Annotated in this window: 24 protein-coding genes and 2 pseudogenes; 16 read left to right on the top strand and 10 right to left on the bottom strand. The window is 62.8% G+C overall.

The annotated features are described in order from the left end of the window. Window positions 1-99 precede the first annotated feature (99 nt). The 4 genes and pseudogenes from AB7531_RS18975 to dprA all read left to right on the top strand — a co-directional run bounded on the left by AB7531_RS18975 (window position 100) and on the right by dprA (window position 3,179). Window positions 100-525, top strand: a complete 426-nt coding sequence (locus AB7531_RS18975) for a DoxX family protein (protein WP_063982811.1) — start codon at window positions 100-102, stop codon at window positions 523-525. Between the two features lie 106 nt (window positions 526-631). Beyond that, window positions 632-745 (top strand): annotated as a pseudogene (locus tag AB7531_RS18970) (DNA-processing protein DprA); the annotation flags it as partial. A gap of 210 nt (window positions 746-955) precedes the next feature. After that, window positions 956-1,927 (top strand): ABC transporter substrate-binding protein, encoded by a 972-nt coding sequence (locus AB7531_RS18965; protein WP_063982810.1) that lies wholly within the window; start codon window positions 956-958, stop codon window positions 1,925-1,927. 109 nt (window positions 1,928-2,036) lie between these two features. Further along, window positions 2,037-3,179: a DNA-processing protein DprA gene (gene dprA, locus AB7531_RS18960; RefSeq protein WP_231142126.1), complete on the top strand. Its 1,143-nt coding sequence runs from the start codon at window positions 2,037-2,039 to the stop codon at window positions 3,177-3,179. On the opposite strand, the gene AB7531_RS18955 is transcribed toward dprA, so the two are convergent. Further along, window positions 3,176-3,586: a winged helix-turn-helix transcriptional regulator gene (locus tag AB7531_RS18955; protein ID WP_028152772.1), complete on the bottom strand. Its 411-nt coding sequence runs from the start codon at window positions 3,584-3,586 to the stop codon at window positions 3,176-3,178. The two genes, dprA and AB7531_RS18955, sit on opposite strands and share 4 nt — an antisense overlap. A gap of 84 nt (window positions 3,587-3,670) precedes the next feature. Here AB7531_RS18955 and AB7531_RS18950 point away from each other — a divergent pair, with 84 nt between their 5' ends. After that, on the top strand, window positions 3,671-4,279 hold the full coding sequence (locus AB7531_RS18950) for an FMN-dependent NADH-azoreductase (RefSeq protein WP_014494708.1): 609 nt from the start codon (window positions 3,671-3,673) through the stop codon (window positions 4,277-4,279). Window positions 4,280-4,337: 58 nt separating this feature from the next. Here the strand turns inward: AB7531_RS18950 and AB7531_RS18945 are convergent, their stop codons facing one another. Together AB7531_RS18945 and AB7531_RS18940 are read right to left on the bottom strand one after the other, a co-directional pair. Beyond that, the gene (locus tag AB7531_RS18945) at window positions 4,338-4,520 is read right to left on the bottom strand and encodes a hypothetical protein (RefSeq protein ID WP_071917406.1); all 183 of its coding nucleotides are present in this window, start codon (window positions 4,518-4,520) and stop codon (window positions 4,338-4,340) included. A 174-nt stretch (window positions 4,521-4,694) separates the two neighbouring features. Further along, window positions 4,695-5,468 carry an SDR family NAD(P)-dependent oxidoreductase gene (locus tag AB7531_RS18940; protein ID WP_063982809.1) on the bottom strand — a complete coding sequence of 258 codons (774 nt, stop codon included), beginning with the start codon at window positions 5,466-5,468 and terminating at the stop codon, window positions 4,695-4,697. 123 nt (window positions 5,469-5,591) lie between these two features. On the opposite strand from AB7531_RS18940, the gene AB7531_RS18935 reads away from it, so the two are divergent. Beyond that, window positions 5,592-6,059 carry a winged helix-turn-helix transcriptional regulator gene (locus AB7531_RS18935; protein WP_063982808.1) on the top strand — a complete coding sequence of 156 codons (468 nt, stop codon included), beginning with the start codon at window positions 5,592-5,594 and terminating at the stop codon, window positions 6,057-6,059. A 190-nt stretch (window positions 6,060-6,249) separates the two neighbouring features. On the opposite strand, the gene AB7531_RS18930 is transcribed toward AB7531_RS18935, so the two are convergent. Further along, window positions 6,250-6,489 (bottom strand): hypothetical protein, encoded by a 240-nt coding sequence (locus AB7531_RS18930; protein WP_063982807.1) that lies wholly within the window; start codon window positions 6,487-6,489, stop codon window positions 6,250-6,252. A gap of 226 nt (window positions 6,490-6,715) precedes the next feature. Between AB7531_RS18930 and topA the strand changes: the two genes are divergently transcribed. From topA to AB7531_RS18910, 4 genes are read left to right on the top strand one after another with little or no spacing between them, the layout of a single operon-like run. Next, window positions 6,716-9,460 (top strand): type I DNA topoisomerase, encoded by a 2,745-nt coding sequence (gene topA, locus AB7531_RS18925; RefSeq protein ID WP_063982806.1) that lies wholly within the window; start codon window positions 6,716-6,718, stop codon window positions 9,458-9,460. A 19-nt stretch (window positions 9,461-9,479) separates the two neighbouring features. Next, window positions 9,480-11,837: a ribonuclease R gene (gene rnr / locus AB7531_RS18920; protein ID WP_063982805.1), complete on the top strand. Its 2,358-nt coding sequence runs from the start codon at window positions 9,480-9,482 to the stop codon at window positions 11,835-11,837. Further along, window positions 11,831-12,271: a DUF983 domain-containing protein gene (locus AB7531_RS18915; RefSeq protein ID WP_063982804.1), complete on the top strand. Its 441-nt coding sequence runs from the start codon at window positions 11,831-11,833 to the stop codon at window positions 12,269-12,271. The genes rnr and AB7531_RS18915 overlap by 7 nt, the downstream gene beginning before the upstream one ends. 32 nt (window positions 12,272-12,303) lie before the next feature. Further along, on the top strand, window positions 12,304-13,053 hold the full coding sequence (locus AB7531_RS18910) for an NUDIX hydrolase (RefSeq protein ID WP_063982803.1): 750 nt from the start codon (window positions 12,304-12,306) through the stop codon (window positions 13,051-13,053). 27 nt (window positions 13,054-13,080) lie between these two features. Here AB7531_RS18910 and AB7531_RS18905 read toward each other — a convergent pair whose 3' ends face one another. Continuing rightward, window positions 13,081-14,439: a metallophosphoesterase family protein gene (locus AB7531_RS18905; protein WP_063982802.1), complete on the bottom strand. Its 1,359-nt coding sequence runs from the start codon at window positions 14,437-14,439 to the stop codon at window positions 13,081-13,083. A gap of 76 nt (window positions 14,440-14,515) precedes the next feature. Then, window positions 14,516-15,058 carry a hypothetical protein gene (locus AB7531_RS18900; RefSeq protein ID WP_063982801.1) on the bottom strand — a complete coding sequence of 181 codons (543 nt, stop codon included), beginning with the start codon at window positions 15,056-15,058 and terminating at the stop codon, window positions 14,516-14,518. A 161-nt stretch (window positions 15,059-15,219) separates the two neighbouring features. Here AB7531_RS18900 and AB7531_RS18895 point away from each other — a divergent pair, with 161 nt between their 5' ends. From AB7531_RS18895 to AB7531_RS18880, 4 genes are all read left to right on the top strand, one after another. Then, entirely contained in the window at window positions 15,220-16,557 is a 1,338-nt protein-coding gene (locus AB7531_RS18895; RefSeq protein ID WP_441280032.1) for an amidohydrolase, read from the top strand. Between the two features lie 207 nt (window positions 16,558-16,764). Continuing rightward, window positions 16,765-18,090 (top strand): LLM class flavin-dependent oxidoreductase, encoded by a 1,326-nt coding sequence (locus AB7531_RS18890; RefSeq protein ID WP_063982799.1) that lies wholly within the window; start codon window positions 16,765-16,767, stop codon window positions 18,088-18,090. 207 nt (window positions 18,091-18,297) lie between these two features. Further along, window positions 18,298-18,465: a 50S ribosomal protein L33 gene (gene rpmG, locus AB7531_RS18885; RefSeq protein ID WP_007603295.1), complete on the top strand. Its 168-nt coding sequence runs from the start codon at window positions 18,298-18,300 to the stop codon at window positions 18,463-18,465. Between the two features lie 1,183 nt (window positions 18,466-19,648). Further along, window positions 19,649-19,975: a BA14K family protein gene (locus AB7531_RS18880; RefSeq protein WP_063982797.1), complete on the top strand. Its 327-nt coding sequence runs from the start codon at window positions 19,649-19,651 to the stop codon at window positions 19,973-19,975. A gap of 380 nt (window positions 19,976-20,355) precedes the next feature. Here the strand turns inward: AB7531_RS18880 and AB7531_RS18875 are convergent, their stop codons facing one another. Together AB7531_RS18875 and AB7531_RS18870 are read right to left on the bottom strand one after the other, a co-directional pair. After that, the gene (locus tag AB7531_RS18875; RefSeq protein WP_187388031.1) at window positions 20,356-21,201 is read right to left on the bottom strand and encodes a hypothetical protein; all 846 of its coding nucleotides are present in this window, start codon (window positions 21,199-21,201) and stop codon (window positions 20,356-20,358) included. 185 nt (window positions 21,202-21,386) lie between these two features. Continuing rightward, window positions 21,387-21,538, bottom strand: a pseudogene (locus AB7531_RS18870) (MFS transporter); the annotation flags it as partial. Window positions 21,539-21,921: 383 nt separating this feature from the next. On the opposite strand from AB7531_RS18870, the gene AB7531_RS18865 reads away from it, so the two are divergent. After that, window positions 21,922-22,311, top strand: coding sequence for a hypothetical protein (locus AB7531_RS18865; RefSeq protein WP_063982795.1), 390 nt, complete (start codon window positions 21,922-21,924; stop codon window positions 22,309-22,311). A 383-nt stretch (window positions 22,312-22,694) separates the two neighbouring features. Here AB7531_RS18865 and AB7531_RS18860 read toward each other — a convergent pair whose 3' ends face one another. Then, window positions 22,695-23,027 (bottom strand): hypothetical protein, encoded by a 333-nt coding sequence (locus AB7531_RS18860; RefSeq protein ID WP_063982794.1) that lies wholly within the window; start codon window positions 23,025-23,027, stop codon window positions 22,695-22,697. A 483-nt stretch (window positions 23,028-23,510) separates the two neighbouring features. On the opposite strand from AB7531_RS18860, the gene AB7531_RS18855 reads away from it, so the two are divergent. Continuing rightward, window positions 23,511-23,801, top strand: a complete 291-nt coding sequence (locus AB7531_RS18855) for a hypothetical protein (RefSeq protein WP_187388030.1) — start codon at window positions 23,511-23,513, stop codon at window positions 23,799-23,801. A 136-nt stretch (window positions 23,802-23,937) separates the two neighbouring features. Here the strand turns inward: AB7531_RS18855 and AB7531_RS18850 are convergent, their stop codons facing one another. Continuing rightward, window positions 23,938-24,306 (bottom strand): hypothetical protein, encoded by a 369-nt coding sequence (locus AB7531_RS18850; RefSeq protein WP_063982793.1) that lies wholly within the window; start codon window positions 24,304-24,306, stop codon window positions 23,938-23,940. Window positions 24,307-24,566 lie beyond the last annotated feature (260 nt).

Raw genomic sequence — 24,566 nt, 5'->3', positions numbered from 1 at the left:
GTCACAACGCAGGGCCCTGCGGCGCGCACTCTCTTACGAACCACAAACGCCTGGTGCGTCACCGCCGTCGGACCTCAACCAAGCACAGGAGCGATGACCATGGATACGACCCGTTATGCTTCCCTCGTTGGCCGGCTGCTGATCGGCCTCCCGTTTGCAATGAGTGGCTTCAGCAAGCTCACCGCCTATGGTGCGACGACCGCTTACATCGCCGCTGCGGGATTGCCGGTGCCCCCGTTGGCATATGCGATCGCAGTTCTCGTCGAGCTCGGTGGCGGTCTCCTGCTGATCGCGGGCTATCAAGCCCGCTCGGTCGCGCTGGCGCTCGCCATATTCTCGCTGGCCGCGGCAGTCTCGTTCCACAACAACTTTGCCGACCAGAATCAGATGATCCACTTCCTCAAGAACGTGATGATGGCAGGCGGCCTGCTCCAGATCTTTGCCTTCGGTGCCGGTGCGCTCAGCCTTGACGCTCGCGTCTCGCGGAGCGGCGTCGCTGTCGCTCAGGCGGCCCACGCGCGTTGAATCGACGACCTTGCGGAAGACCCGTCGACCACGTCGGGTCTTCCTGCAGCGCCTTTGAAGCCCGATCAAGCGCACGCAACTGTTGCCCACGCCCTCAGGTTGTTCCATGCTGCCTCCACAAGGAGACGCCGTGGACGCCATCAATCCGAGCGTTGAGCTGACCGAGGCTGAGCGGATCGACCGCCTGCGGCTGATCCGCTCTGACAATGTCGGGCCGCGTGGCACTAACGCGGAAACGCCGCAACCTTTGCGTTAGTTCTAAATTGCCCCGACAATCAAGGCGATGAGATTCGAATTGCCGGACTGTTGGACGCTCACGCCGTCTCGGCTTAGGCTGTGCGCCTTCTGACCCAACCTGTTCATTGACGCGGCTGGACCAATGTCGAAAAATGCTTACTCTCTGCCAGAGGATAAGCGATTTAGCGGTGCTATGAAACGACGCGGATTCATCACTTTGGCTGGCGGGGCGTTGGCGTGGGCAACGGCCGCACGCGCTCAGCAAGTGAAGCGCGTCTCGCGGATCGGCCTTTTCCTCCCCCCACCGCGAAATTCGGAGGTCGACGCGTTCCTCGTTGCGCTTCGCGGTCTCGGTTGGGTTGAGGGCGAGAACGTCCACGTTGAATATCGCGACGCCGACGGCGACGATAACCGGCTTCCGGCGCTGGCTGCTGAACTGGTCGCCCTCGGCGTCGACGTTCTCGTGACAGCCACATTTCCCGGGGTTCTTGCCGCGCACCGTGCGACGACCACAATTCCAACCGTGATGATCGTGGGTCCCGATCTGGTGACCTTGGGCCTTGCAGCCAGCATGGCTCATCCCGGTGGCAACATTACGGGACAGACCTTTTTCCTTACAGAACTAGCTGCGAAGCGGTTAGAGGTTCTTGCGAGCATAGCTCCCTCGATGACCCGCGCAGGGGTGCTCATGCAGCGAGGCAACCCCCTGAACAACGGCACCATGAGTGCCATGACGAACGCCGCGCGGGCAATGAAGGTTGAGCTGCGACCGATCGAGCTTGACGTCCCCGGCGACCTCGACAACGCGCTATCAATCGTCGGCTCCTCCGCCATGGACGGTCTCGTCATCACGGACGCCAATGCGTTTGTCACCAATTCGGCGTTGGTCTCGGCGATTGTCGACAAGTGCCGCGTGCCATCGATTGCCGCACCCATCGTCGCGTCCCGGGGGGGCGCACTGGTAGGGTACGGGGTAGACTTCACCTCCATGTTTCGCCGCGCCACTGTTTTCGTTGACAAGATATTGAAGGGCGCGAACCCGGCCGACATCCCCATCGAGCAGCCGACGCTGTTTAAGACGGTCATCAACTTGAAGACCGCCAAGGCGCTCGGCCTCGAGATACCGCAGTCGTTGCAGGTGCGCGCGGACGAGGTCATCGAATAGCAAAAGCCTTGAGGAATGAGGCAGCGCGTTGCTCCATTCCTCCTCCGCCCATGATTGGGGCGATAGAAACGACCACACGTCGCTGTTGCCCACGCCCTCAGGTTGTTCCATGCTACTCCCACAAGGAGACGCCGTGGACGCCATCAATCCCAGCGTGGAGCTGCCCGAGGCTGAGCGGATCGACCGCCTGCGGCTGATCCGTTCTGACAATGTCGGGCCGCGCACCTTCCGTTCGCTGGTCGATCATTTCGGCACGGCGCGCGCTGCGCTGGAGCGGCTGCCCGATCTGGCGCGCCGCGGCGGCGCGGCCCGTTCCGGGCGCATCTGTAGTGCCGATGAGGCGAAGGCCGAGCTCGCCGCAAGCCGCAAGTACGGCATCGCCTGGCTTGCGCCCGGCGAGGACGGCTATCCGGCGCGCCTCGCAACACTCGACGATGCGCCGCCACTGCTCGCCGTGCGCGGCGACACCGCGACCCTGATGCGGCCGATGATCGCGATCGTCGGTTCGCGCAACGCCTCCGGCGCCGGCTTGAAATTCGCTGGCCAGCTCGCGCGTGAGCTGGGCGAAGCCGGATTCCTCATCATCTCGGGGCTCGCCCGCGGCGTCGACCAGGCCGCACACCGCGCCAGTGTCGAGAGCGGCACCATCGCGGTGCTCGCCGGCGGCCATGATTGCATCTATCCGCCCGAGCATGGCGACCTGCTCGCCTCGATCCTCGATCACGCGGGCGCTGCGATCTCGGAGATGCCGCTCGGCCACGAGCCGCGCGCCCGCGACTTCCCCCGCCGCAACCGGCTGATCTCCGGCGCCGCGCTCGGCGTGGTCGTGGTCGAGGCGGCGCACCGCTCGGGCTCGCTGATCACCGCGCGCATGGCGGCCGAACAGGGCCGCGAGGTATTCGCGGTGCCCGGCTCGCCGCTCGACCCGCGCGCTGCCGGCACCAACGATCTGATCAAGCAGGGCGCAACGCTCGTCACCGAAGCCGCCGACATCATCAACGCTGTCGCACCGATCATGGAGCGGCCGCTGATGCATCCGGCGAGCGAGCCCGATAGCGAACCGTTCGAGAGCGACCCGCAATCACACGACCGCGACCAGATCACCGGCCTGCTCGGCCCTGCCCCCATCTCGATCGACGATCTCGTGCGGATGTCCGGCGCCTCGCCCGCAATCGTCCGCACCGTGCTGCTGGAGCTCGAGCTTGCGGGCCGCCTCGAACGCCACGGCGGCGGTCTCGTTTCTCTTCTCTAGGTGTCGTTGCGCTCATCGAACCGCGTGCGTGCCGCCGCGATCTGCGCCTGGTGCTCCTTCGCCCATAGCCCAAGCGCCATCACGGGCTGCTGGAGCCCGCGGCCAAGATCGGTCAGCTCATAGTCCACGCGCGGCGGAATGGTCGGGAAGATCGTGCGCGTGACGAGGCCGTCGCGCTCCAGCCCGCGCAGGGTCAAGGTCAGCATCCGCTGCGAGATGCCGTTGATCATCCGCTTCAGCTCGTTGAAGCGCTTGGGCCCGTCGCTCAGCATCATGATGACGAACACGCTCCATTTGTCGCCGACGCGCGCCAGGATCGAGGCGACCCCGCGGCAGTCCGCGTGGTCGCGATCCGGCATCTGGGGAGCAGGAAAATCGGTGTGTGCAGGTCTCAAAGATGTGCCCATGGCTCAAAAAAGTGCGTTCTTGCGGGGAATTTGACAGTCACTCATGTAGTGCGGGTTACAAATCTATACCATAGGTGAACCCCAATGAAACTCCTCCATATCGACTCCAGCGTGCTCGGCCCCCACTCCGTCTCACGGCAGGTTTCCGCCGCCATCGTCGACCGTCTCAGGCAGGCGACGCCGTCGCTCGACCTCGTCTACCGCGATTTGACGCAGATTCCGCTCGCCCACCTCTCCGGCTCGCACCTTGCGGCCGCGCAAGGCGCGCCGGCGCCGGCGGAACTCGGTCCCGACCTGGCCGCGAGCGCGGCCGTGCTCAACGAGTTCCTCGATGCCGATATCGTCGTGATCGGCGCGCCCATGTACAATTTTACGATCCCGAGCCAGCTCAAGGCCTGGATCGACCGCGTCCTGGTGGCGGGGAAAACGTTCAAATACGACGCGAACGGCCCGCAGGGCCTTGCCGGCAACAAGCGCGTGATCGTGGCGATCTCGCGCGGCGGCTATTATGGCCCGGGCACGCCGGCCGCCTCGCTCGAGCACCTCGAAACCTATTTGCGTGGCGTGTTCGCGTTCATGGGCATCACGAGCCCCGAATTCATCGTCGCCGACGGCATCCAGGTTGGCCCTGAGCATCGTGAGAAAGCGCTGGCCGGAGCGCTTCAGGCTGCCACCAGCCTGCAGGCGGCGTAAGACTTACGCCGACACCAGCCGCTGCCGGAGCCCGGCGGCGGCTGAGAATTCGACAGCGCTAAAACCAGGCGCCCTGAACGCCAAGAATGACGGCGACGAGCGAAATGAAAAGCCCGATGCCTGAGAAAAGTGCCACCCCGATGAACTCGGACGTATCGGAGTGCTTGGCTGGAATGGCGGAATGTTCGGTGTAAATACGTGGTTCTGAAATCGACGAAGAAATACGAGCTGCTTTTGACATCGCGGGCTCCCTGAAAGTGAGTCTTATGACCCTGCCCGCAAAAGGGTCTTGGCAGCGCAAGCGAAGGTTCAACGCCTCACGGAAGGTTCAGAGGAATACAGCCACCGAGGTGTAGGAACAGGCCGGCGCAACCGATGTCGTCGCGCCGACCGATTCAATTTTCGCAAACGTTGATCAGCCGCGATAGATCGGTGCGCCCGCGGGAGAGGCAACCGCGCCACCATCGACGAAGATCTCCTGGCCCTGGATGTGCCCGGCATCGTCGGAGGCGAGGAACAGGACCGTCTTCGAGATGTGATCCGGTTCAGCAATGCGGCCGAGCGGCGTGGATAGTCCAAGGCGCTTCTCGAACGCCTTCTCCGCTTCAGGCGTTGCGATCGCGGCGCCCCAGATCGGCGTGCGGGTCGCGCCGGGCGCAACGACGTTGACGCGGATGCCGCGCGGCGACAGTTCCGAGGCCATGATCCGCGCTAGCGCGCGCACGCCGGCCTTGGCGGCTCCGTAAGCGGAGTAGCCGGGAACGCCGAGCACGGAGATTACCGAACCGTTGAGGATGATCGAGGCGTTGTCGTTGATATAGTGCAGTGCCGACTGCACCGTGAAGAACACGCCCGTGAGGTTGGTGCTGATCACCTTCTCAAAGACATCCAGCGTCGTCGAGCCCAGCGGCGTGCTGCCGGGGATGCCGGCATTGGCGAACACGATATCGAGCTTGCCGAATTTTTCGGTGCCCTTCTTGATCGCCGCTTCAGTCGCGGCGACGTCGGTCGCGTCCGCAACCAGCGCGATCCCGTTCGGCCCGAGTTCCTTTGCTGCGGCCTCCAGCGTCTCCTTATTGCGCCCGGTGATGATCACCTTCGCGCCCTCGGCCACGAACAGCTTTGCCGTTGCCAATCCAATTCCGCTGTTGCCGCCGGTGATGAGTGCCGTCTTGCCGCTCAGTCTCATGCTCGCCTCTCCAGTAGTTTCATTATGAAACCGTATTGCAATCTAGGCGTATGGTTTTATGATGCAACCACACAAGCGCGTGATTGGCGCCGACATCGTGCGAATGTGAGGAGACCTCAGACGATGGTGAAACGAACGAGTTTTGAGGGTGACGGCTGCCCGGTCGCGCGGTCGCTGGAGGCGATCGGCGACTGGTGGACTCTGCTGATCATCCGCGAAGCGATGCTCGGTATGCGCCGCTTCGGCGAGTTTCAGGGCAAGCTCGGCATGGCCAAGAACATCCTGTCGGCGCGGCTGCGCTCAATGCTCGAACACGGCATACTGGCGACCGCCCCCGCCTCCGACGGCAGCGCCTACCAGGAGTATGTGCTGACGCCGAAGGGACTTGGCCTCTTCCCGATCCTGGTCGCGCTCCGGCAATGGAGCGAGGAGTTCGACGACACGCCCGAGGAGATCGACACCGTCATGGTCGATCGCGTCAAAGGCCGCCCGGTGAAGAAGCTCGAGCTGCACGCCGAGGATGGACGGTTGCTCAGCCTGGCCGACATCACGCTGAAGCCCCGACCGGCACCGCGGCGGCGGTCGGCGTGAGCGCCCGACTGCCTTCACACCGTCATTGCGAGCGCAGCGAAACAATCCAGACAGCCACCCGAGGAAGGACTCTGGATTGCTTCGCTGCGCTCGCAATGACGAGGTTGATGCAGCGCGGTCAACTCTCCGACCGTCACCCCGAGGTGCTCGCCTCTTCGGCGAGCCTCGAAGCTGACAAAGGCGAAAGCCATCACGACAGCTTGCGCTTGCTCCGCAGCCGCAGATGCTCGTCGGCCTCCAGCTTGGTCATGCCCAGGAGATAATGCAGCACATCGAGCTTGTGGCGCTCGGCGAGCTTGCGCAAAGCCCCGACCTGCTCGGCGACGAAGGCGACGGCCTCATCGACGCCGCCCTCCCCTGGTTCCTCACCGCGCGAGCCTCCCGCCACGCCTGACGCGGCGCGCGCCCGTTTCTTTCCTGGCTTAGTCACCAGACCCCACCCGAATCCATGCCCCGGGCGACTCTACGCCGACATTGACCGCAACTCCAAGGTGGTATTTTGCAACTTTCTCGATATGAAACTTTTCCCATTTGGGGTGCTTTCAACACCCCTCGATTTGACAGCGAGGGCCTCACCACCCATGTTCGGGTCGAAACGGCCGATCCGAATCTCATCGAAAGCGGCTCGTAATTTCCCCGTAAGCTACTGGAACTACATGAATATCGTCATTGTGGAGTCGCCGGCGAAAGCCAAGACGATCAACAAGTATCTGGGCTCGTCCTACGAGGTTCTGGCCTCGTTCGGCCATGTCCGCGACCTCCCGGCGAAGAACGGTTCCGTCGATCCGGACGCAAATTTCAAGATGATCTGGGAGGTCGACCCCAAGGCGGCCGGCCGGCTCAACGATATCGCCAAGTCCCTGAAGAACGCCGACCGCCTGATTCTGGCGACCGACCCTGATCGCGAGGGCGAGGCCATCTCCTGGCACGTGCTGGAGGTGTTGAAGGAAAAGCGCGCGCTGAAGGATCAGAAGATCGAGCGCGTGGTGTTCAACGCCATCACCAAGCAGGCCGTCACGGACGCGATGAAGAATCCGCGCCAGATCGACGGCGCGCTGGTCGACGCCTACATGGCGCGCCGTGCGCTGGACTATCTGGTCGGCTTCACCCTCTCCCCCGTGCTCTGGCGCAAGCTGCCGGGCGCCCGCTCGGCGGGCCGCGTGCAGTCGGTGGCGCTGCGGCTGGTCTGCGACCGCGAACTGGAGATCGAGAAGTTCGTCGCGCGCGAATATTGGTCGTTGATCGCGACCCTGCTGACGCCCCGCGGCGACGCATTCGAGGCGCGCCTCGTCGGCGCCGACGGCAAGAAGATCCAGCGTCTCGACATCGGCACCGGTGCGGAAGCCGAAGACTTCAAGAAGGCGCTGGAAGCGGCCGCCTACGCCGTGACCGCGGTCGATGCCAAGCCGGCCCGGCGCAATCCGCAGGCGCCCTTCACCACCTCGACGCTGCAGCAGGAAGCCAGCCGCAAATACGGCTTTGCGCCGGCGCACACGATGCGCATCGCGCAGCGCCTTTATGAGGGCATCGACATCGGCGGCGAGACCACCGGACTCATTACTTATATGCGTACCGACGGCGTGCAGATCGATCCGTCCGCGATCACCCAGGCGCGCAAGGTGATCGGCGAGGATTACGGCAACGCCTATGTGCCGGAGGCCCCGCGCCAGTACCAGGCCAAGGCCAAGAACGCCCAGGAAGCGCACGAAGCGATCCGCCCGACCGACATGTCGCGCCGCCCCGACAGCATGAGCCGCAAGCTCGATGCCGACCAGGCCCGACTCTATGAGCTGATCTGGAAGCGCACCATCGCGAGCCAGATGGAATCTGCCGAGCTCGAGCGCACCACCGTCGACATCACCGCGAAGGCAGGCTCCCGCACGCTGGAGCTGCGGGCGACGGGTCAGGTCGTCAAGTTCGACGGCTTCCTCGCGCTCTACCAGGAAGGCCGCGACGACGAGGAAGACGACGATTCGCGCCGCCTGCCCGCCATGAGTGCGGGCGACGGCTTGAAGCGGCAGTCGCTCGCCGTCACCCAGCACTTCACCGAGCCGCCGCCGCGCTTCTCGGAGGCCTCGCTGGTCAAGCGCATGGAAGAGCTCGGCATCGGCCGTCCCTCGACCTATGCCTCGATCCTCCAGGTCCTGAAGGACCGCGGCTACGTCAAGCTCGAGAAGAAGCGCCTGCACGGCGAGGACAAGGGCCGCGTCGTGGTCGCCTTCCTCGAAAGCTTCTTCAGCCGCTACGTCGAATACGACTTCACCGCCAATCTGGAGGAGCAGCTCGACCGCATCTCCAACAACGAGATCTCCTGGCAGCAGGTGCTGAAGGATTTCTGGACCGGCTTCATCGGTGCCGTCGACGAGATCAAGGATCTGCGCGTCGCCCAGGTGCTCGATGTGCTCGACGACATGCTGGGCCAGCACATCTATCCGCCCCGCGCCGATGGCGGCGATATCAGGCAGTGCCCGAGCTGCGGCAACGGCAGGCTGAATCTCAAGGCCGGCAAGTTCGGCGCCTTCGTCGGCTGCTCGAACTATCCGGAATGCCGCTACACCCGCCAGCTCGCCGCCGACAGCGAGACCACCGCCGACCGTTCGCTCGGCCAGGACCCTGATACGGGTCGCGATGTCTGGGTCAAGGCCGGCCGCTTTGGGCCCTACATCCAGCTCGGCGAGCAGAAGGATTATGAGGAAGGCGAGAAGCCGAAGCGCGCGGGCATCCCGAAGGGCACCTCGCCGGGCGATGTCGAGCTCGAGCTTGCGCTGAAGCTGTTGTCGCTGCCGCGCGAGATCGGCAAGCATCCGGAGACCGGTCAGCCGATCACGGCAGGACTCGGCCGTTTCGGGCCGTTCGTGAAGCACGAGAAGACCTACGCCAGCCTGGAGAGCGGCGACGAGGTCTTCGATATCGGCCTCAACCGCGCGGTGACGCTGATCGCGGAAAAGGTCGCCAAGGGCCCGAGCCGCCGCTTCGGCGCCGACCCCGGCAAAGCGATCGGCGATCATCCGACGCTGGGCACCGTCACGGTGAAGAGCGGCCGTTACGGCGCCTATGTCACGGCAGGTGGCGTCAACGCGACGATCCCGGCCGAGTTCGAAAAGGACACCGTCACGCTGCCGCAGGCGATCGCGCTGATCGACGAGCGCGCGGCCAAGGGCGGCGGCAAGAAGCCGAAGAAGGCGGCGAAGCCGGCCAAGGCCAAGAAGGCTACAGAGAAGGCCGCCGACGGCGATGACGCCGCGCCGAAGCCGAAGAAACCGGCCGCCAAGAAGGCGGCCAAACCCAAATCCGAATCCACCAGCAAGGCGCGCGCCGCCGTGTCGTCGACCGCAAAAACGTCGCCGACCAAGGCCGCCGCCCCCAAGGCTCCGGCCAAGAAGAGTGCCGGCAAGACCTAGATCAAGAATTAGAGGTTAAGTGAAACGCAAGAATGACCATGGCTTTCCCGACCGGAGCGCCATCGTCGCCTTCATCAAGGCAAATCCCGGAAAGGTCGGGACCCGCGAAATTGCGCGCGAGTTCGGCCTGAAGAAGGCCGATCGCATCGAGCTCAAGCGCATGCTGCGCGAGCTCGCCGACGACGGCACCATCAAGAAAAAACGCCACAAGGTTTCCGAGCCGGACGCGCTCCCGTCGACGCTGGTCGCCGACATCACCGGCCGTGACAGCGACGGCGAGCTGATCGCCTCCCCCACCGAATGGGACGAGGTCGAAAGCGGCGAACCGCCAAAAATCCTCATCGTGATGCCGCGCCGGCCAAAGCCCGGCACCGCGGCCGGAATCGGCGATCGCGCGCTGCTGCGCGTCGAGCGCTCGGATGAGAACGAAGGTCCGGCCTATCGCGGCCACATCATCAAGGTCTTCGACAAGACGAAGAGCCGCATCCTCGGCGTGTTCCGCGAGCTGCCCGAAGGCGGCGGACGGCTGGTCCCGGTCGACAAGAAGTCTGCCGACCGCGAGCTGAACATCGCCGCGGCCGACACGCACGGCGCCCGGGACGGCGACCTCGTCAGCGTCGACATCATCCGTTCGCGCGCGTTTGGGCTGGCCTCCGGCCGGGTCAAGGAGAAGCTCGGCTCGGTCAAGTCGGAGAAGGCGATCAGCCTGATCGCGATCTACGCGCACGACATCCCCCTGCAATTCCGCCCCGCGGCGGAGCGTGAAGCCGAAGCGGCAGAGCCGGCCAATCTGAAGGGACGTGAAGACTGGCGCGACGTGCCGCTCGTCACCATCGATCCGCCGGATGCGAAGGATCACGACGACGCGGTGCATGCGCAGCCCGACCCCGATCCGAACAACAGAGGCGGCTTCATTGTCGATGTCGCCATTGCCGATGTGAGCTTCTACGTGCGGCCGGGCACCGCGCTCGACCGCGACGCGCTCGATCGCGGCAACTCGGTCTATTTCCCGGACCGCGTCGTGCCGATGCTGCCCGAGCGCATCTCCAACAATCTCTGCTCGCTGGTGCCGGGCGAGCCGCGCGGCGCGCTCGCGGTGCGCATGGTGCTCGGCCCCGATGGTCGCAAGCGCTCGCACAGCTTCCACCGCATCCTGATGCGCTCGGCGGCGAAACTGAACTATGCGCAGGCGCAGGCCGCGATCGACGGCCGGCCCGACGACACCACCGGCCCGCTGCTCGATCCGATCCTGAGGCCGCTCTACGCCGCCTATGCCTGCGCCAAGCGCGCCCGCGACGAGCGCGATCCGCTCAATCTCGATCTGCCCGAGCGCAAGATCCTCTTGAAGAGCGACGGCACGGTCGATCGCGTCGTCGTGCCTGAACGTCTCGACGCGCACAAGCTGATCGAGGAGTTCATGATCCTCGCCAACGTCGCGGCGGCCGAGATGCTGGAGAAGAAGTCTCTCCCGCTGATCTACCGCGTGCATGACGAGCCGACGCTGGAGAAGGTCCACGCACTCGCGGAGTTTCTGGAGACGCTGGACGTTCCGTTCGCGAAAGGCGGCGCGCTGCGCCCGGCTTTGTTCAATCGCGTGCTGGCGCAGCTCGAAGGCCACGATCACTTCCCGCTGGTGAGCGAGGTCGTGCTGCGCGCCCAGGCCCAGGCCGAATACTCCGCCGAGAATTACGGTCATTTCGGCCTGAACCTGCGCCGCTACGCGCATTTCACCTCGCCGATCCGCCGCTATGCCGACCTCGTCGTGCATCGCGCGCTGGTCCGCGCGCTCGGCCTCGGCGAAGGCGCCCTGCCCGACAGCGAGACGCCGGAAAGCCTCGGCGAGGTCGCAGCCCATATCTCGGTGACCGAGCGGCGCGCGATGAAGGCGGAGCGCGAGACCGTCGACCGGCTGATCGCCCATCACCTCGCCGACCGCATCGGCGCAAGCTTCCAGGGCCGCGTCTCCGGCGTCACCCGCGCCGGCCTGTTCGTCAAGCTCGCCGAGACCGGCGCCGACGGCCTGATCCCGATCAGATCCCTTGGCACGGAATATTTCAACTATGACGAGAGCCGGCACGCGCTCGTCGGCACGCGCAGCGGCACCATGTATCAACTCGGCGACGTCGTCGACGTCCGCCTGATCGAAGCGGCCCCCATCGCGGGCGCGCTGCGCTTCGAGCTGCTGTCGTCCTCCAGCGAGACCGCACCGCGCGACCGCAGGCCTCCCGGCCCACAACGCCGCCCCTCGTTCAAGGCACATCCTGGACGCAGTCCGGATAAAAAACGCAAGCCGCCGAAGCAAAAGTCCGGCAAACCCAAGAAGGGCAAGGGCAAGAACAAAGGAAAAGGCGGGGGTCAGAAGGGCAAGGCATGGTGACGACGAGCACGGCCCCAAAGATCTGGACGCGCGAGACCGGCCTCGTCGAGAAGCGCGACGTCTGGACGGCCATGAAGCGCGGTTTCCGCAGCCGCTGCCCGCGCTGCGGCGAGGGCAAGCTGTTCCGTGCTTTCCTCAAAACCGCGGACAATTGCTCGGTCTGCGGCCTCGACTTCACGCCGCACCGCGCCGACGATCTGCCGGCCTATCTCGTGATCGTCATCGTCGGCCACATCGTGGTGCCCACGATCCTCTGGATCGAGACCAACTACACCACGCCGGTCTGGCTCAGCTTCGCGGCCTATCTGCCCTTCACCTTCGTCGCCTCGCTCGCGCTGCTCCAGCCGGTCAAGGGAGCTGTGGTCGGCTTGCAATGGGCTCTGCGCATGCACGGCTTTGACGACAACCCTCCGGATGGTATTCCGCCGGTCTAAGCAAATAATCAAAAAGCGGTTTGGGTGAGGACATGACGGATACGTCGCAGGGAGCCGAGAAGGCCAAGATCCACGAGGGCAAGGAAGCCGACCACCATCCCTATTTCCGCCCCCGCGATGCGGCGACGCTGATCCTGGTCGATCGCAGCGGCAGCATTCCAAAAGTCCTGGTCGGCAAGCGCCACGACAAGGTGGTGTTCATGCCCGGAAAGTTCGTCTTCCCCGGCGGCCGCGTCGACAAGGACGATTACCGCGTGCCGTGTGCTGCACCCATCACCGCCGAGCTGGAAGCCAATCTCGCCAAGGGCAGCCCGAAGACTCCGGCCTCGCGCGCAAAGTCGCTTGCGATTGCCGCAATCCGCGAGGCCTGCGAGGAGACCGGCCTCTGCCTCGGACGCAAGTCCGAGGGGAAAGCAAAACTCGAGGGTGCCTGGAAGCCGTTCGCGGATGCGGGCCTGCTGCCCGATCCCTCCAGCCTGTTCCTGATCGCACGCGCGATCACCCCGCCCGGCCGCGTCAAGCGCTTCGATACCCGCTTCTTCACCGCGGACGCTTCCGCGATCACCCACCGCGTCGAGGGGGTGATCCATGCGGATGCCGAGCTGGTCGAGCTGGTCTGGGTCGAGCTCGGCTCAAAGCCGCTCGCCGATCTGCATCCGATGACACGCAACGTGCTCAACGAGCTCGACACCCGCCTTGCCACCGGCCCGCTCCGCCACGATGCGCCGGTGCCGTTCTTCCATTTCTACGGCGGCAAGATGCAGAAGGATATCTTGAGCTGATCCAGCCGCCGAACTCTCCAGGCTCATTCACGCGATCAGCAAACTCAGCGCGGCACCTCTGAAGGCGCGGTCTTCGCTACCACCTTGTCCGTGGCCGATCGCCCATTGCTGCGGCCACGCCAGCTGATCCAGCCCTCGCGCCGTCGCAGAGGTGAAGGACGACCAACGCGTGGAATCGTGACGACGATACAAGAGACCGCCCGGGCCCATGTCCGGGTAGATCGCGACGTGAATATCGAAACCCTCGCCCGCCGGAAGATCAGGTCCAAACCAATAGGTTGGGCTTCGCCCCGGCTCACGAGCAACGATGGCTGTCAGGGTTTGTCTCGGTCCCCGAAGCCCAAGCCAGAACGGCGCGATCGAACCCGGCGCGAAAGCCGTGAAAATCGTCTGGACCGCTGCGACATCGGTCGCAGCACTTTGCCCCACGAGCCTCAGCTCGATCCGGCGCCCGCTTTCCACACGTCCGCTAAACGGTGCTTCGACATCTCCGGGCCGCAGCTCTCTCCATTTAGCGGGATCAGGATCGCGCAGCGGCCATTCCATCCTCTCCCTGACAACGCCGTCCGTATCGAGCACCTGATAACGCAGGCCTTCCTCGTCAAGCGCGGCCTGAATGCAATGCAGATACTCGACGCCTTCCGGCATCCTGTGAGCCGTTCCCGCGCCCGCAGTGCAGATCTGCAGGACACCGCGATGCGCCTGCACGTCGAAGGCGAGGATGTGGCTGCACAGATAGGCAAGCACGTTTTCGTTCACCAGGATGTCCCAGAACGGGCGAGCATATTCGTGGCCGATCTCGCGCTGATACGTCCCCGTATAGCCGTTGATCGGAAACACCGGATGATGGCCAAGGACGAGCTTGTGTCGGGCATCGCCATGCTCTCTGAGCGTTGTTTCGAGCCACCCGAGCTCGACATGGCCCTCACCTCCCAGGCCGCTCCAGAGCGTGTTGACGAACACCATCAGGAGGTCGCCGCGTCGCACGAAGTAGGAGAGGCCCACCTGTCCCGGCGGCCCATTTTTCGGCAGCGCGAGCACAGCACGAAACACCGCCTCGCTCATCAAATCATAGGTCGTGTGGTTGCCGGTTGTGTGCCACATCGGAATGGCCGCACGGTCGAGCCATGCCATTTCCGTATCCAGCCAATAGCGCCACTGCGCGCGGAGCGCGTCCGGATCCGGCGTCAGTCCGATGATTTCATCGCCCGGGAAGAGCACGAATTCAGGCTGCGGCCTCAGGCGTTGAACGACCGCATTGACCGAGGCGAAGGTCTTTTCGTGCAATCCGCCCGGCACGCCCGAACAGGAGTCGCCATACAACAGGAATTGGTGGCCCTTGCCGCGCGGTCGAAGCGCGGGAATGGAATTATTCGCTGAGGTCATGGCCTTCCATTGCGGTGTGAGGCCGCGAGGATGGCAATTTCCGCAACAGGTAGCAACAGGCCGTGGCTGGACCTAATCAGGAATCATCAGGCTCGGTGCCGACATAGTCGCGCGCCGGCAATTTCAGGACGCGGCCGATCTCGCTTGCGAGCTTGTCCGCCTCCTCGCGCCTGGTGAAGCTCTGAAGCGTGATCGGCTCGGTGCCTCTGTTGCCGCAGAGATTGACGTCGTAGGTCGTCAGATCCGCATCGTAGTCGTCGGTGATGCTGACGAAGTGATAGTCGGCGAGATCGCGCTGGCTGCGGATATTGAGCGGGCCGAACTGCCTGGTGATGACGATCTGGCGCAGCGTCTCGTTGAGCACGACGAAAGTGCGGTACGTCAGCAGGATCATTCCGGGGATGCCGACGAGCAGTCCCAACCCCGTGAACACCAGCACCGGCACGAGATCATCGGCGAGCCGGCCGAAGCCGGAAAAATCCTGGCGCAGGCCGAGGCCGACATTCCACAAGAGATAACCGCTCGCGGCCAACAGAGGCAGCGACAGCAGGCGGCCGACCCAGGGCATGGGCCGGTCGATGCGAACGGTGCCGCCGTCCACGGTCATTGCGCCTGCCATGTCGGGTCTCCTCACGAGGTCATGGCTTGGTCGAAGCGAGAGGCGGATTGGTTCGAAGAGACGCCCCGATGCGCCGGTGCAGTTCTTCCATTTCTATCGCGGCAGGATGCGACGAGATGTGCTAGGTGAGGGAACGGGTGCTTAAACGACTGGAGAATCGGATGACGTGGTTCGTAAGGCCTCTGCTCGCTTCCGTGGCGTTGTGCGGCCTGCTCTCGACGCCCGCCCATGCGGAGCTCGACGTCGCCAGATTGAAGCAAACGATCGAGACCTCCTTCGAGAGCGAATACCCGAAGCTCGACGCGCTCTACAAGGACATCCACGCCCATCCCGAGGTTGCCTACCAGGAAGTGAAGACCGCGGCGAAACTCGCCGCCGAGATGGGTGCGATTGGCTTTGAGGTCACCGAGCACGTCGGAAAGACCGGCCTTGTTGCCATCTACAGGAACGGCGACGGTCCCACCATCATGGTTCGCACCGAGCTCGACGCGCTGCCGATGGAGGAGAAGACCGGCCTGCCCTATGCCAGCCGCGACAAGCAGATCTGGCAGGGCCGCGAGACATTCGTCGCCCATAGCTGCGGCCATGACATCCACATGGCGAGCTGGGTCGGCACAGCGAAGACCCTGGTCGGCATAAAGGACCAGTGGCACGGTACGTTGATGTTCATCGCGCAGCCCGCCGAGGAAGAGGTCACGGGCGCAAAGGCGATGATCGACGATGGCCTGTTCACCCGCTTTCCGAAGCCCGACGCGGGTTTTGCCCTGCACGACGGCGGTGGAGCCTACGGCTCCGTGACCTATAGGGTCGGGGTCGGATCGTCGAATGTTGACGGTCTCTTCATCAGATTCGTTGGCCGCGGCGGCCATGGTGCGATACCGCAGGCGACCATCGATCCCGTGATGATGGCATCCCGCTTCGTCGTCGACGTGCAGAGCGTGATCAGCCGCGAAAAGGACCCGACCGAATTCGGCCTCGTCACCATCGGCGCGATCCACGCCGGCACCGCCGGCAACATCATTCCCGACGAGGCCAGGGTGATCGGCACGATCCGCAGCTTCAAGCCGCAGGTGCGCGCCAGGATGCTGACTGGGATCGAGCGGACGGCGAAGGCGGTGGCGGCGATGGCGGATGCGCCGGCGCCCGAAATCCATCTCGACGAGGGGACCAAGGCGGTGATGAACGATGCCGCTGTCGTCGGCCAGGCCGAGCGAGTGCTGAAAGTGGCCTTCGGCGACAAGTTCAACGTCAGCCCGGCAAACACGACCAGCGAGGACTATTCAGAATATGTCGACGCCGGCGTGCCTTCGATGTTCTTCAACATCGGCGTCTATGAGCCCGACCGCGTCGCCGCCGCGCGTAACGGCAGCGGCCCGCCGCTTCCCGGCAACCACTCGCCGCAATTCGCCCCGGTGCCGAAACCGACCATCCGGACCGGCGTCACCGCGATGACGCTCGCAGTGCTGAGCGCCTTCGATCAAAGGGCGCGGGGGCAGTAGCTTCCTCGCATCAGTGTCTGCGGCTTGATGGGCTTCTCAGATGCGCAATTGCGCATCTGAGCTCACGGCTCCGCGCGGCGCCCCGGAATGACGCGAACATGCTGAGAGTCGATCAAAAAACGAAAAAATCTTCCCGCCTCCCCCGATGGCGGAGTTCCCAGGCGTCCCTATGTCTTCCCCAACGACACCCAGAACGGATACGGGGCAATGGCACAACGGCAACTCAAGCTTGGCGCGTTCATGCGCCCGATCAGCATCCACACCGGCGCCTGGCGCTATCCCGGGGCCTGGCCGGACGCCAATTTCAACTTCGGCCATATCAAGACGCTGATCCAGAAGCTCGAGGCCGGCAAGTTCGATGCCTTCTTCATGGCGGACCACCTTGCCGTGCTGAACATGCCGGTCAATGCGCTCAAGCGCAGCCACACCGTGACCTCGTTCGAGCCATTCACGCTGCTGTCGGCGCTGTCCGCCGTCACCGAGCGCATCGGCCTGATCGCGACGGGCTCGACGACGTTTGACGAGCCCTACCACGTGGCGCGCCGCTTCGCCTCGCTCGACCATCTCAGCGGCGGGCGCGCGGGCTGGAACATCGTCACCACCTCGAATCCAGACGCGGCGCTGAATTTCGGCCTCGACGACCACATGGAGCATGCCGAGCGCTACAAGCGCGCCCGCGAGTTCTACGACGTGGTCACGGGCCTCTGGGATTCCTTCGCCGACGACGCCTTCGTGCGCGACGTCGAAAGCGGCGTGTTCGTCGATCCCGCGAAGATGCACGTGCTCGACCACAACGGCAAATATCTGAAGGTGCGCGGCCCCCTCAACATCGCGAGGCCCGTGCAGGGCTGGCCGGTGATCGTGCAGGCCGGCGCATCGGAGGACGGCAGGCAGCTTGCGGCAGAGACGGCGGAAGCTGTGTTCACCGGCGGCGGCCCCCTCGCCGACGGCCAGAAACTCTATGCCGACATCAAGGGCCGCATGGAGAAGATCGGCCGCGATCCTGAACATCTCAAGATTCTTCCCGGCGCCTTCGTCGTGGTCGGCGACAGCGTCGATGAGGCCAAGGAGAAGCGCGCGCTGCTCGACAGCCGCGTGCATTACGACAGCGCCATCGCCTCGCTCTCGGTCATCCTCGGCACGGATGCCTCGGGCTTCGATCCGGACGGACAACTGCCGGAGATTCCGGAGACCAACGCCAGCAAGAGCGGCCGCCAGCGCATGGTCGACCTCGCCAGGCGCGACAAGCTCACCGTGCGCCAGCTCGCCCAGCGCGTCGGCGGCTATGGCGGGCTGTCCTTCGTCGGCACGGCCAAGACCATCGCCGACCAGATGGAGGAATGGCTGGTCGGGCGCGGCTCCGACGGCTTCAACATCATGTTCCCGTTCCTGCCCGCCGGCCTCGACGATTTCGTCGACAAGGTGGTGCCGGAGCTGCAGCGGCGCGGGATTTTCCGCAAAGAGTATGAAGGGGCCACTTTGAGGGAGAATCTGGGCCTGCCGCGGCCGAAAAACCGGTTCTTCGAGGCGTAATGGGACCGTTTTGGGTGGTTTTCCGCCCTAGAGCCCCGTTCGGGGCTCTAGGTTGTTGTTTTTGACGCGTTTTCTTGACGCGAACCGGTGCCCACTTCGCTCGAAAACGCTTCGAAACCTTGACATCAGGCGGTTTCTGGCTAGGTTGCCGGCCAACGCGGGCCGTTTGGCCGGCTCCAGATTCCCTTCATTCCTGAGGTTCTGAACATGGCCAAAGCGGTCACCATCAAGGTCAAGCTCGTGTCCTCGGCTGACACCGGCTTCTACTACGTCGCCAAGAAGAATTCGCGCACCATGACCGACAAGCTGGTCAAGAAGAAGTACGATCCGGTCGCGCGCAAGCACGTCGAATTTCGCGAAGCCAAGATCAAGTAAGAAGATCAAGTAAGATCGCGGAATAAGCTACGGACTTTTGACGGGGCCTCACGGCCCCGTTTTTATTTGTGCCCTCTCCTGTCGGGGCACGAGACCGAAGTGACGCGCTGCTCCTTCTCCACGCCGTCGTTGCGGGGAGCTCTTGCGACGGAGCAATCCAGAGCCGTTCCGCCGAGGGCCACGCTTTGTGTGGATGGCGAGTTTATAGGCAGATGCCCCTTCAACCCTCGGTTGCCCAATCCGAAATGTATGTTACCGTGCATTTACCGGGGCGGCATCTCCGTCCCGAATTTGGGAAGGACATGCTCATGAAATTCTCGTCAAGCTTTGTCGTGCCCTCAGCCGTCGCTGTCTTATCAACTGCCTTGCTGTGCGCCCCGGCAGCGTCGCAAATCCCGACTGGCTCCGCCGCCACGATTCCCCCTGTCACGGTCGACGCGCCGAAACAGGTGGCAAAGCCGCACGTGTCGGAGCGGGGAGCAAACACAACGGCGCCGCGTCGGACTGCGTCAACCGCTCGAACGTCAACCGCGAGCACGCCTTCGTATGCGCCGGGTTCGGTGATGGGGAGGATTGCCAGCCTGGAGAAAGTCGCCAGCAGCTGCAACGGTGGCTGTGCATCAAGCTTCCCAAGCGGCAAAGATCCCTGGGTCGGATGCAGCGAGTCGGGCGGCGGTACGAACTATGGACCTTTCTCGCCAACGTGCCGAGACACCATCACCCATAAATCCTACCTGGATTGCGTTGAAACCAAGGTGTTCCTGGGCGAAAACCGAAACAAGGCCCACTGGTTTTGCAGCAGCCTGGCCGCCGGCAACAGGTTTAAGGTCGCCGAACTCAAGCGATCAGGACGTCGCTAGTCCATACCGCCCGCTGGCTTTCTGTTTCAGTTGAACTTGGACCCGATGTCGGCCAGCGCTGGCCGCAGCTAGCCCAGCGTCGCCCGCCGGTCGCGCGCAAGCGCACCGTCGAGGTGACGCTGCGCTGCGCCCGGGGCACGAGAGCATGGCGGCGGTGGACCATTCTTTTGCGTTCCGCAAGCAAACGATTCTTTCTGCATTTGAACGACGAGATCGCGTCAGGTCGCGCGCATGGGATCAAGCGAGCTTGTTCAGCGCAGATGTCGATCCAACTCCTCTCGCACCGGCAGCACGATTGCACCGGGCAATGATGGAGATGGACCATGACTGGACTTAAAATTCTCGCTGCCGTGGCTTTGTTGTCGGGCCTGACCGCAAGCGCCGCCTACGCGCAATCCGGCTTTGCGAGCAGCCATCCCGATACGTACGAGGCCGAGAACCCCAATCGCAACCTGAACGGCACGCTGACGCCGGCCGGTCGGCTGGGCCTCGAGTTGCCGGATGGCGCAGCTCCTGCGCAAGGCGCGGACAGCGCCATGGCTCGCGCAGATGGCACTGCTTCACGTTCCTGCGCGGAGCGTTATCGATCCTACGATCCGGCGACGAGCACCTACCTCGGGTGGGACGGCAACCGCCATATCTGCAGGTAACGCTAAGCCGCAAGTCACCGGATCAGATGGAGTTCGAACGGATGGCCAGATGACCCGGTTGGATTCGAGGCGCCGTCGAGGTGGCGTCTCGAACTTTCCATGACACCTTACGCGTCACGGCCAACGCGTGACTCTCCTCGGGTCTTCATGCTCGTCGTTCTGCCGGAGACGCCTCGGGTGCCGACGCTTGTGACAGCGCGCCCCCAAAGCGCCGCGTTGCGTCCAAGGCACGAGCGCAGAAGTAGATGTATGCTCCTGAATTGTCGCGTCCGCCATGCGCATAGAAGACGACGTTGATACCTAGTCGCTCCATGTCAACGATGGGCCATAAGCGGAAGTCGAAACGTGAAGCTTCAAGACGCGACGTCGGTCACCGAAACTCAGTCGAAGACCGCCAAAGTCTTGTCATCGCGGACCTCGAAGAAGCGAGCCGCGATGACCTCACGCTCCGAGCCGCGGGCCTTTGTCGCCAGCATACAGGCGACATAATCGGGACGTTTCGCATCCGGCTGCGAAATCATCGATTCGACCCAGGATGCCGCCAGAATGCGGCACACCTTGCGGGAGAACAGGCGCACCCAGAAACTGGCGTCGACACGTGCAAAGCCGACCAACGCGGTATGCGGTCCCCCATCGGATTGCATCAGGCAAATCGAGCTCGTATCGACACGAAAGTCCGAAGCGTACAACGGAAACCCGAACTCAGGTGGTTTGGGGGAATGGCAGTGAGCCGGCCGCCAGTCACGGTTGCCAAATTCAAGCGCCTCCGCCGGGGCCGTCTTCGCGAAGCTAGCCTTGACCTTGTCGACCGTCTTGTCCGGCTTAACAGGATCTTTTGGTTCGATCGAAAGCTCGAACGGAAAGCTCTCCACGTTCGACACCATGAACACGCCAAGGAAGCCGTACACGGAAAATCCAAAGGGACGTGTTTCGACAACCTTGTCTCCGACACGGGCCACCCATGTCAGCTTATGGGAAGACATCGACGCAAATGTCGACGCATCCGGTCCATACTTGGCTTTGGCTGCGCGATTCCATTCGTCGATGTGCGAGAGGTCCGCCTTTTCCGATGTTGTAACATCGAAATACCCAGTCCGGCGCGTATGCGGGACAGGCCAATCCGTCACCAGGAGGGCAACGGAGATTGCTGCCGCCCCGCAAAGCGCTGCCGCCACGATCACTTTCTTAAGCACCGGCGTCACCGATTGACTGAGCGACAAAGCCATTGCGGCAGCTAAGATTCGCGCCGAATGTTGCATGTCCCTTGCGTTGATTGAGGCCGGTAACGTAAGCAACCAAAGGTTAAGCTCCGGTATCAGCAGCACATGACGGTGCTGAGGGCCGCTCTGGCTCACAAGCCCCCATCACGAAGAAACAGCACGGCGTCCGCTGTGAGCTCCCAAGCTGCCCGCTACGCCGTCCGCAACACCGGCGCCGGCGGCTGCGACGGCCGGATCAGCGCGAACGCAACGCGGATGATGCCGCGGGCAAGTCCGAGCGCCACGCCGATGCGCCAGGCCATGGTGTAAGAGCCAAGCGCGCTTCCAGGATGACCCCGCCCGCTATGCGTGCCGAATACGACATCAAAGCTAGACGGCTCATGAACCCAATAGCGGACATCCTTGTCATCAGGATTGCTTAACCAACAAATCTTGAGAGTAGTGCACAAATTTCATTAGTTATCATAGGTTGCAATGAAGGTCCCGAGACAATCGGCGGGGGTTTCTGGATTGTGGGCAACGACGTCCCTTGGTACGTGAGCTTGATTGTATCTTTCCTTCCGCTCGTGCTCGGCTGTAGCGCGATTGCGTGGCACGGGCGACAGGTACGGAAGTCAATGACAACAAGGATGGGCGCTCGTTGGCGCAGGTCTTCGACAATCTCACGCAGGAGATTAAGCGCGGCAACGATCTGCGCGAGAACGGCAAGCCTTGAGCGAGCACACAATGACCGGTAGCGAAGATGCCATTGCGAGCTTTCTGAACGTTGACCTGGACATAGGTGGAGCCGCTCACGACATTGAAGAGTTTGCGAAACCGATTGAAGCCAAGGTTGTTGTGCTTCGCCGCAACGGTCGCGATGCGTCCATAGAGCTTGCCGACCGGTTCGCCTCGCTCGAAGAGACGTTGCTTGGCCTAATCGAGTTTGTCCGCACACTCCAACCTGACCTTAGATGTATCAGGGAACGACTGGACTTTCGCAGGCTGAATGTGGGCATACAAGCGGCTGGTGAGCCGCATGCAACAGAGTTTGCCATCTCAGCCAAGGCTATCGAGATGATCGCAGCCTTGCATTTCGAGATCGTTTTCACCGTCTACGCTCCGACGACAGCATGATCTCTCACTGGATAGCGGTGATCGTGTTGTTCCTGATTGTTGCCGGCGGAATGGCGTTGGCATGGCCCCGTCGAAAGAAGGCGTCCGGCCTCGGGGCTGATGTTGATGGCCCCGGCCCGTCGATAGATGGCGGAAGCGATCATCATTCTGGAGGCGATGGTTTTTCGGCAGGTGACTAGCCGCTGACGGCATACCCGCGCGACCGCTCAGGCTCCGAAACCAGCGCTCATAACCACGAAGCGCCTCATCAATTCCCCCCGGGAGAATCACAGGGAGAATCATACAGCGGCACGGCGTTTTCATACAGCCAGGGTCACCTGCGGTCGTCGGCGAATACCGGCGCGATGTCCTCTACGGGCCAACGCAGACAGTTAGCTTACCGGTTAGGAAGCTAGAAAAAAACTCTTGCCATCCTTATAGTCGAGGACTTTGTCTTTAAAATGCACGGCAGTCTTTGACGTGACAGCGAAAATGAGCGCCGTGCCGTCAACGTGCTGCAAAAGGTTCGTCGGCACTTCATCGAGAAAATACCAACCGAACCCCGGGCCGAAGACTACCGTCTCTCGCGTCGCCTCTTCGTATTCTTCGTGCCAAAAAAGCGCAGGCACCATCAGGCGCCCCATAGCATCGGAAGATACCTTTGTGAGCTCATTGATCTTTGCGATGGCTCGCTGGCTGAGCTGGAAATTCGTCGGGATGTACTCGGCCTTCTTCATGTTCCTAACCTCAGGGAGAAGTTACATCCGAGGTTCAGTCTCATTCAATCAGCCCCACTGGAGCATGTCTACGCAAGCGACAGTTCGGTCTGCTCAAGCACTTAATTCAAATTGCCTCGATCACTGGGAGATGCCCGCACCCGCCGCAAGGCCGCTGCTCAGTTCAATGCTAAGCGGAGTCCGCTTCGGGGCCAAAAGCGGACATCAGACCGAACCTCAGCAATCCACTATGAGCCAATCGCGGACATATCCGCCAGTTGAGTCTGTTGCTCAGGTTGCCCTTAAGGACGTCGCACGTTACTTTGGGTTGCATGCCTCTGAGGATAAAGAAGGTTCACATGGCGCGGGCCATCGAGATCACATTTGTTCACACAGCTGGTCTAGATCGAGTGCGGAATTAAGTGGAGACCGTGGTCGCGGTGGGTCCGTCTTCTTGAGCGCTACCGAAGGGGGTGGTCTGTTGACTACGAACCGAAGCCCCTCATGAGCAAAACACGACTTTGTCAGGCAATAGCAAGGCGAGCGACAGTATCGTTTACGCATCGAGGCGAACGGTACAAGGTCGAACCCTTTTCGGTCGGATACGAAGAGCAGGATGCGCGCGGCCAGCCGCTGCTTCTGCGCGGATGGCACGAGAACGGCTGGCGAGATTTCGAGGTTAAATTCATGAGCCGCCTAGAAATTGACAGCCAGCCGTTTCCTGCCGACAGGCAGGGCCATCAGAAGATGGCTGTCGTTCTGTGCGATGTCTACGGAAAGTCGTGGCCCCGCTAAGGACATATGCGCTCCAAGGTCGGCTTTGGGTCAATCGCGTCGGTTTGGTTCTCCCGAGACGCCTTTTGGTCAGCCCCAGTGAGCGGACATCTTTAGTACCCCTCGCCAAGTCTCAAACGGGCCAGAAGGCGACCTTCTACTCGGTTTTATACACGGACAACTGAACCTCCATCCCGGCTTCGCCGGCAGCCGCAGCCAGATTGGCAGGAACCGTCAGCGACTTAGACAGTGCCGAGTGCGGGAAAACCATTGCTACGTCCAAGCTCGGCGCTCCAATCGAACCGGCGGAAACCAGCTGTCGAATAATGGCACGAATTGATTGAATACAGCCGAGAGCATTGGCCCATTGATCCCCTTCATCTGCGATGTCGATCTGAGCATACGCGCTCCGAGACGATGCCTCATAACGGTCGACCTGCAGCCCCAATAAAGCGTTCAGATCAGAACGCGAGAGGGCCACGTCTGGTATGCGAATTACGATGCTTAGCGGCTGAGAGGTTGTCATGCGTCATTGTATTCCGGCTCTTGAAACAACTGCAAAGCACCAAGGTAGGTCTTCGCAGGAAGGCATCCAAGAGGTCCGCAATGGGTCACACCCGGAAGAACTCGGGCTGAGCATATCAAGTCTGCTTCACCCCCAAGGAGCGGACATCTAGCGGACATGCCGGGTCGACCGCTTGGGCCAAATCCGGACCTTCCCGTGGGCCTGGCAGAGACTTCGTTTCACATGTTCCCCAGACTCGTCAGGTGACGTAGAATGTCGTT

This window comes from Bradyrhizobium sp. 63_E2_N1_3 (genome assembly GCF_052076005.1).
Taxonomy (GTDB): Bacteria; Pseudomonadota; Alphaproteobacteria; order Rhizobiales; family Xanthobacteraceae; genus Bradyrhizobium; species Bradyrhizobium barranii.
Note: the sequence above shows the minus strand (reverse complement) of the source record. Positions and strands in the feature narration are given on the sequence as shown.

Bases quoted from the DNA above. Each gene is read 5' to 3' on its own strand.
- AB7531_RS18975 (WP_063982811.1), top strand. From the start codon at position 100: ATGGATACGACCCGTTATGCTTCCCTCGTTGGCCGGCTGCTGATCGGC.
- AB7531_RS18965 (WP_063982810.1), top strand. From the start codon at position 956: ATGAAACGACGCGGATTCATCACTTTGGCTGGCGGGGCGTTGGCGTGG.
- dprA (WP_231142126.1), top strand. From the start codon at position 2,037: ATGCTACTCCCACAAGGAGACGCCGTGGACGCCATCAATCCCAGCGTG.
- AB7531_RS18955 (WP_028152772.1), bottom strand. From the start codon at position 3,586: ATGGGCACATCTTTGAGACCTGCACACACCGATTTTCCTGCTCCCCAG.
- AB7531_RS18950 (WP_014494708.1), top strand. From the start codon at position 3,671: ATGAAACTCCTCCATATCGACTCCAGCGTGCTCGGCCCCCACTCCGTC.
- AB7531_RS18945 (WP_071917406.1), bottom strand. From the start codon at position 4,520: ATGTCAAAAGCAGCTCGTATTTCTTCGTCGATTTCAGAACCACGTATT.
- AB7531_RS18940 (WP_063982809.1), bottom strand. From the start codon at position 5,468: ATGAGACTGAGCGGCAAGACGGCACTCATCACCGGCGGCAACAGCGGA.
- AB7531_RS18935 (WP_063982808.1), top strand. From the start codon at position 5,592: ATGGTGAAACGAACGAGTTTTGAGGGTGACGGCTGCCCGGTCGCGCGG.
- topA (WP_063982806.1), top strand. From the start codon at position 6,716: ATGAATATCGTCATTGTGGAGTCGCCGGCGAAAGCCAAGACGATCAAC.
- AB7531_RS18915 (WP_063982804.1), top strand. From the start codon at position 11,831: ATGGTGACGACGAGCACGGCCCCAAAGATCTGGACGCGCGAGACCGGC.
- AB7531_RS18910 (WP_063982803.1), top strand. From the start codon at position 12,304: ATGACGGATACGTCGCAGGGAGCCGAGAAGGCCAAGATCCACGAGGGC.
- AB7531_RS18905 (WP_063982802.1), bottom strand. From the start codon at position 14,439: ATGACCTCAGCGAATAATTCCATTCCCGCGCTTCGACCGCGCGGCAAG.
- AB7531_RS18900 (WP_063982801.1), bottom strand. From the start codon at position 15,058: ATGGCAGGCGCAATGACCGTGGACGGCGGCACCGTTCGCATCGACCGG.
- AB7531_RS18895 (WP_441280032.1), top strand. From the start codon at position 15,220: ATGACGTGGTTCGTAAGGCCTCTGCTCGCTTCCGTGGCGTTGTGCGGC.
- AB7531_RS18890 (WP_063982799.1), top strand. From the start codon at position 16,765: ATGGCACAACGGCAACTCAAGCTTGGCGCGTTCATGCGCCCGATCAGC.
- rpmG (WP_007603295.1), top strand. From the start codon at position 18,298: ATGGCCAAAGCGGTCACCATCAAGGTCAAGCTCGTGTCCTCGGCTGAC.
- AB7531_RS18880 (WP_063982797.1), top strand. From the start codon at position 19,649: ATGACTGGACTTAAAATTCTCGCTGCCGTGGCTTTGTTGTCGGGCCTG.
- AB7531_RS18875 (WP_187388031.1), bottom strand. From the start codon at position 21,201: ATGGCTTTGTCGCTCAGTCAATCGGTGACGCCGGTGCTTAAGAAAGTG.
- AB7531_RS18865 (WP_063982795.1), top strand. From the start codon at position 21,922: ATGACCGGTAGCGAAGATGCCATTGCGAGCTTTCTGAACGTTGACCTG.
- AB7531_RS18860 (WP_063982794.1), bottom strand. From the start codon at position 23,027: ATGAAGAAGGCCGAGTACATCCCGACGAATTTCCAGCTCAGCCAGCGA.
- AB7531_RS18855 (WP_187388030.1), top strand. From the start codon at position 23,511: ATGAGCAAAACACGACTTTGTCAGGCAATAGCAAGGCGAGCGACAGTA.
- AB7531_RS18850 (WP_063982793.1), bottom strand. From the start codon at position 24,306: ATGACAACCTCTCAGCCGCTAAGCATCGTAATTCGCATACCAGACGTG.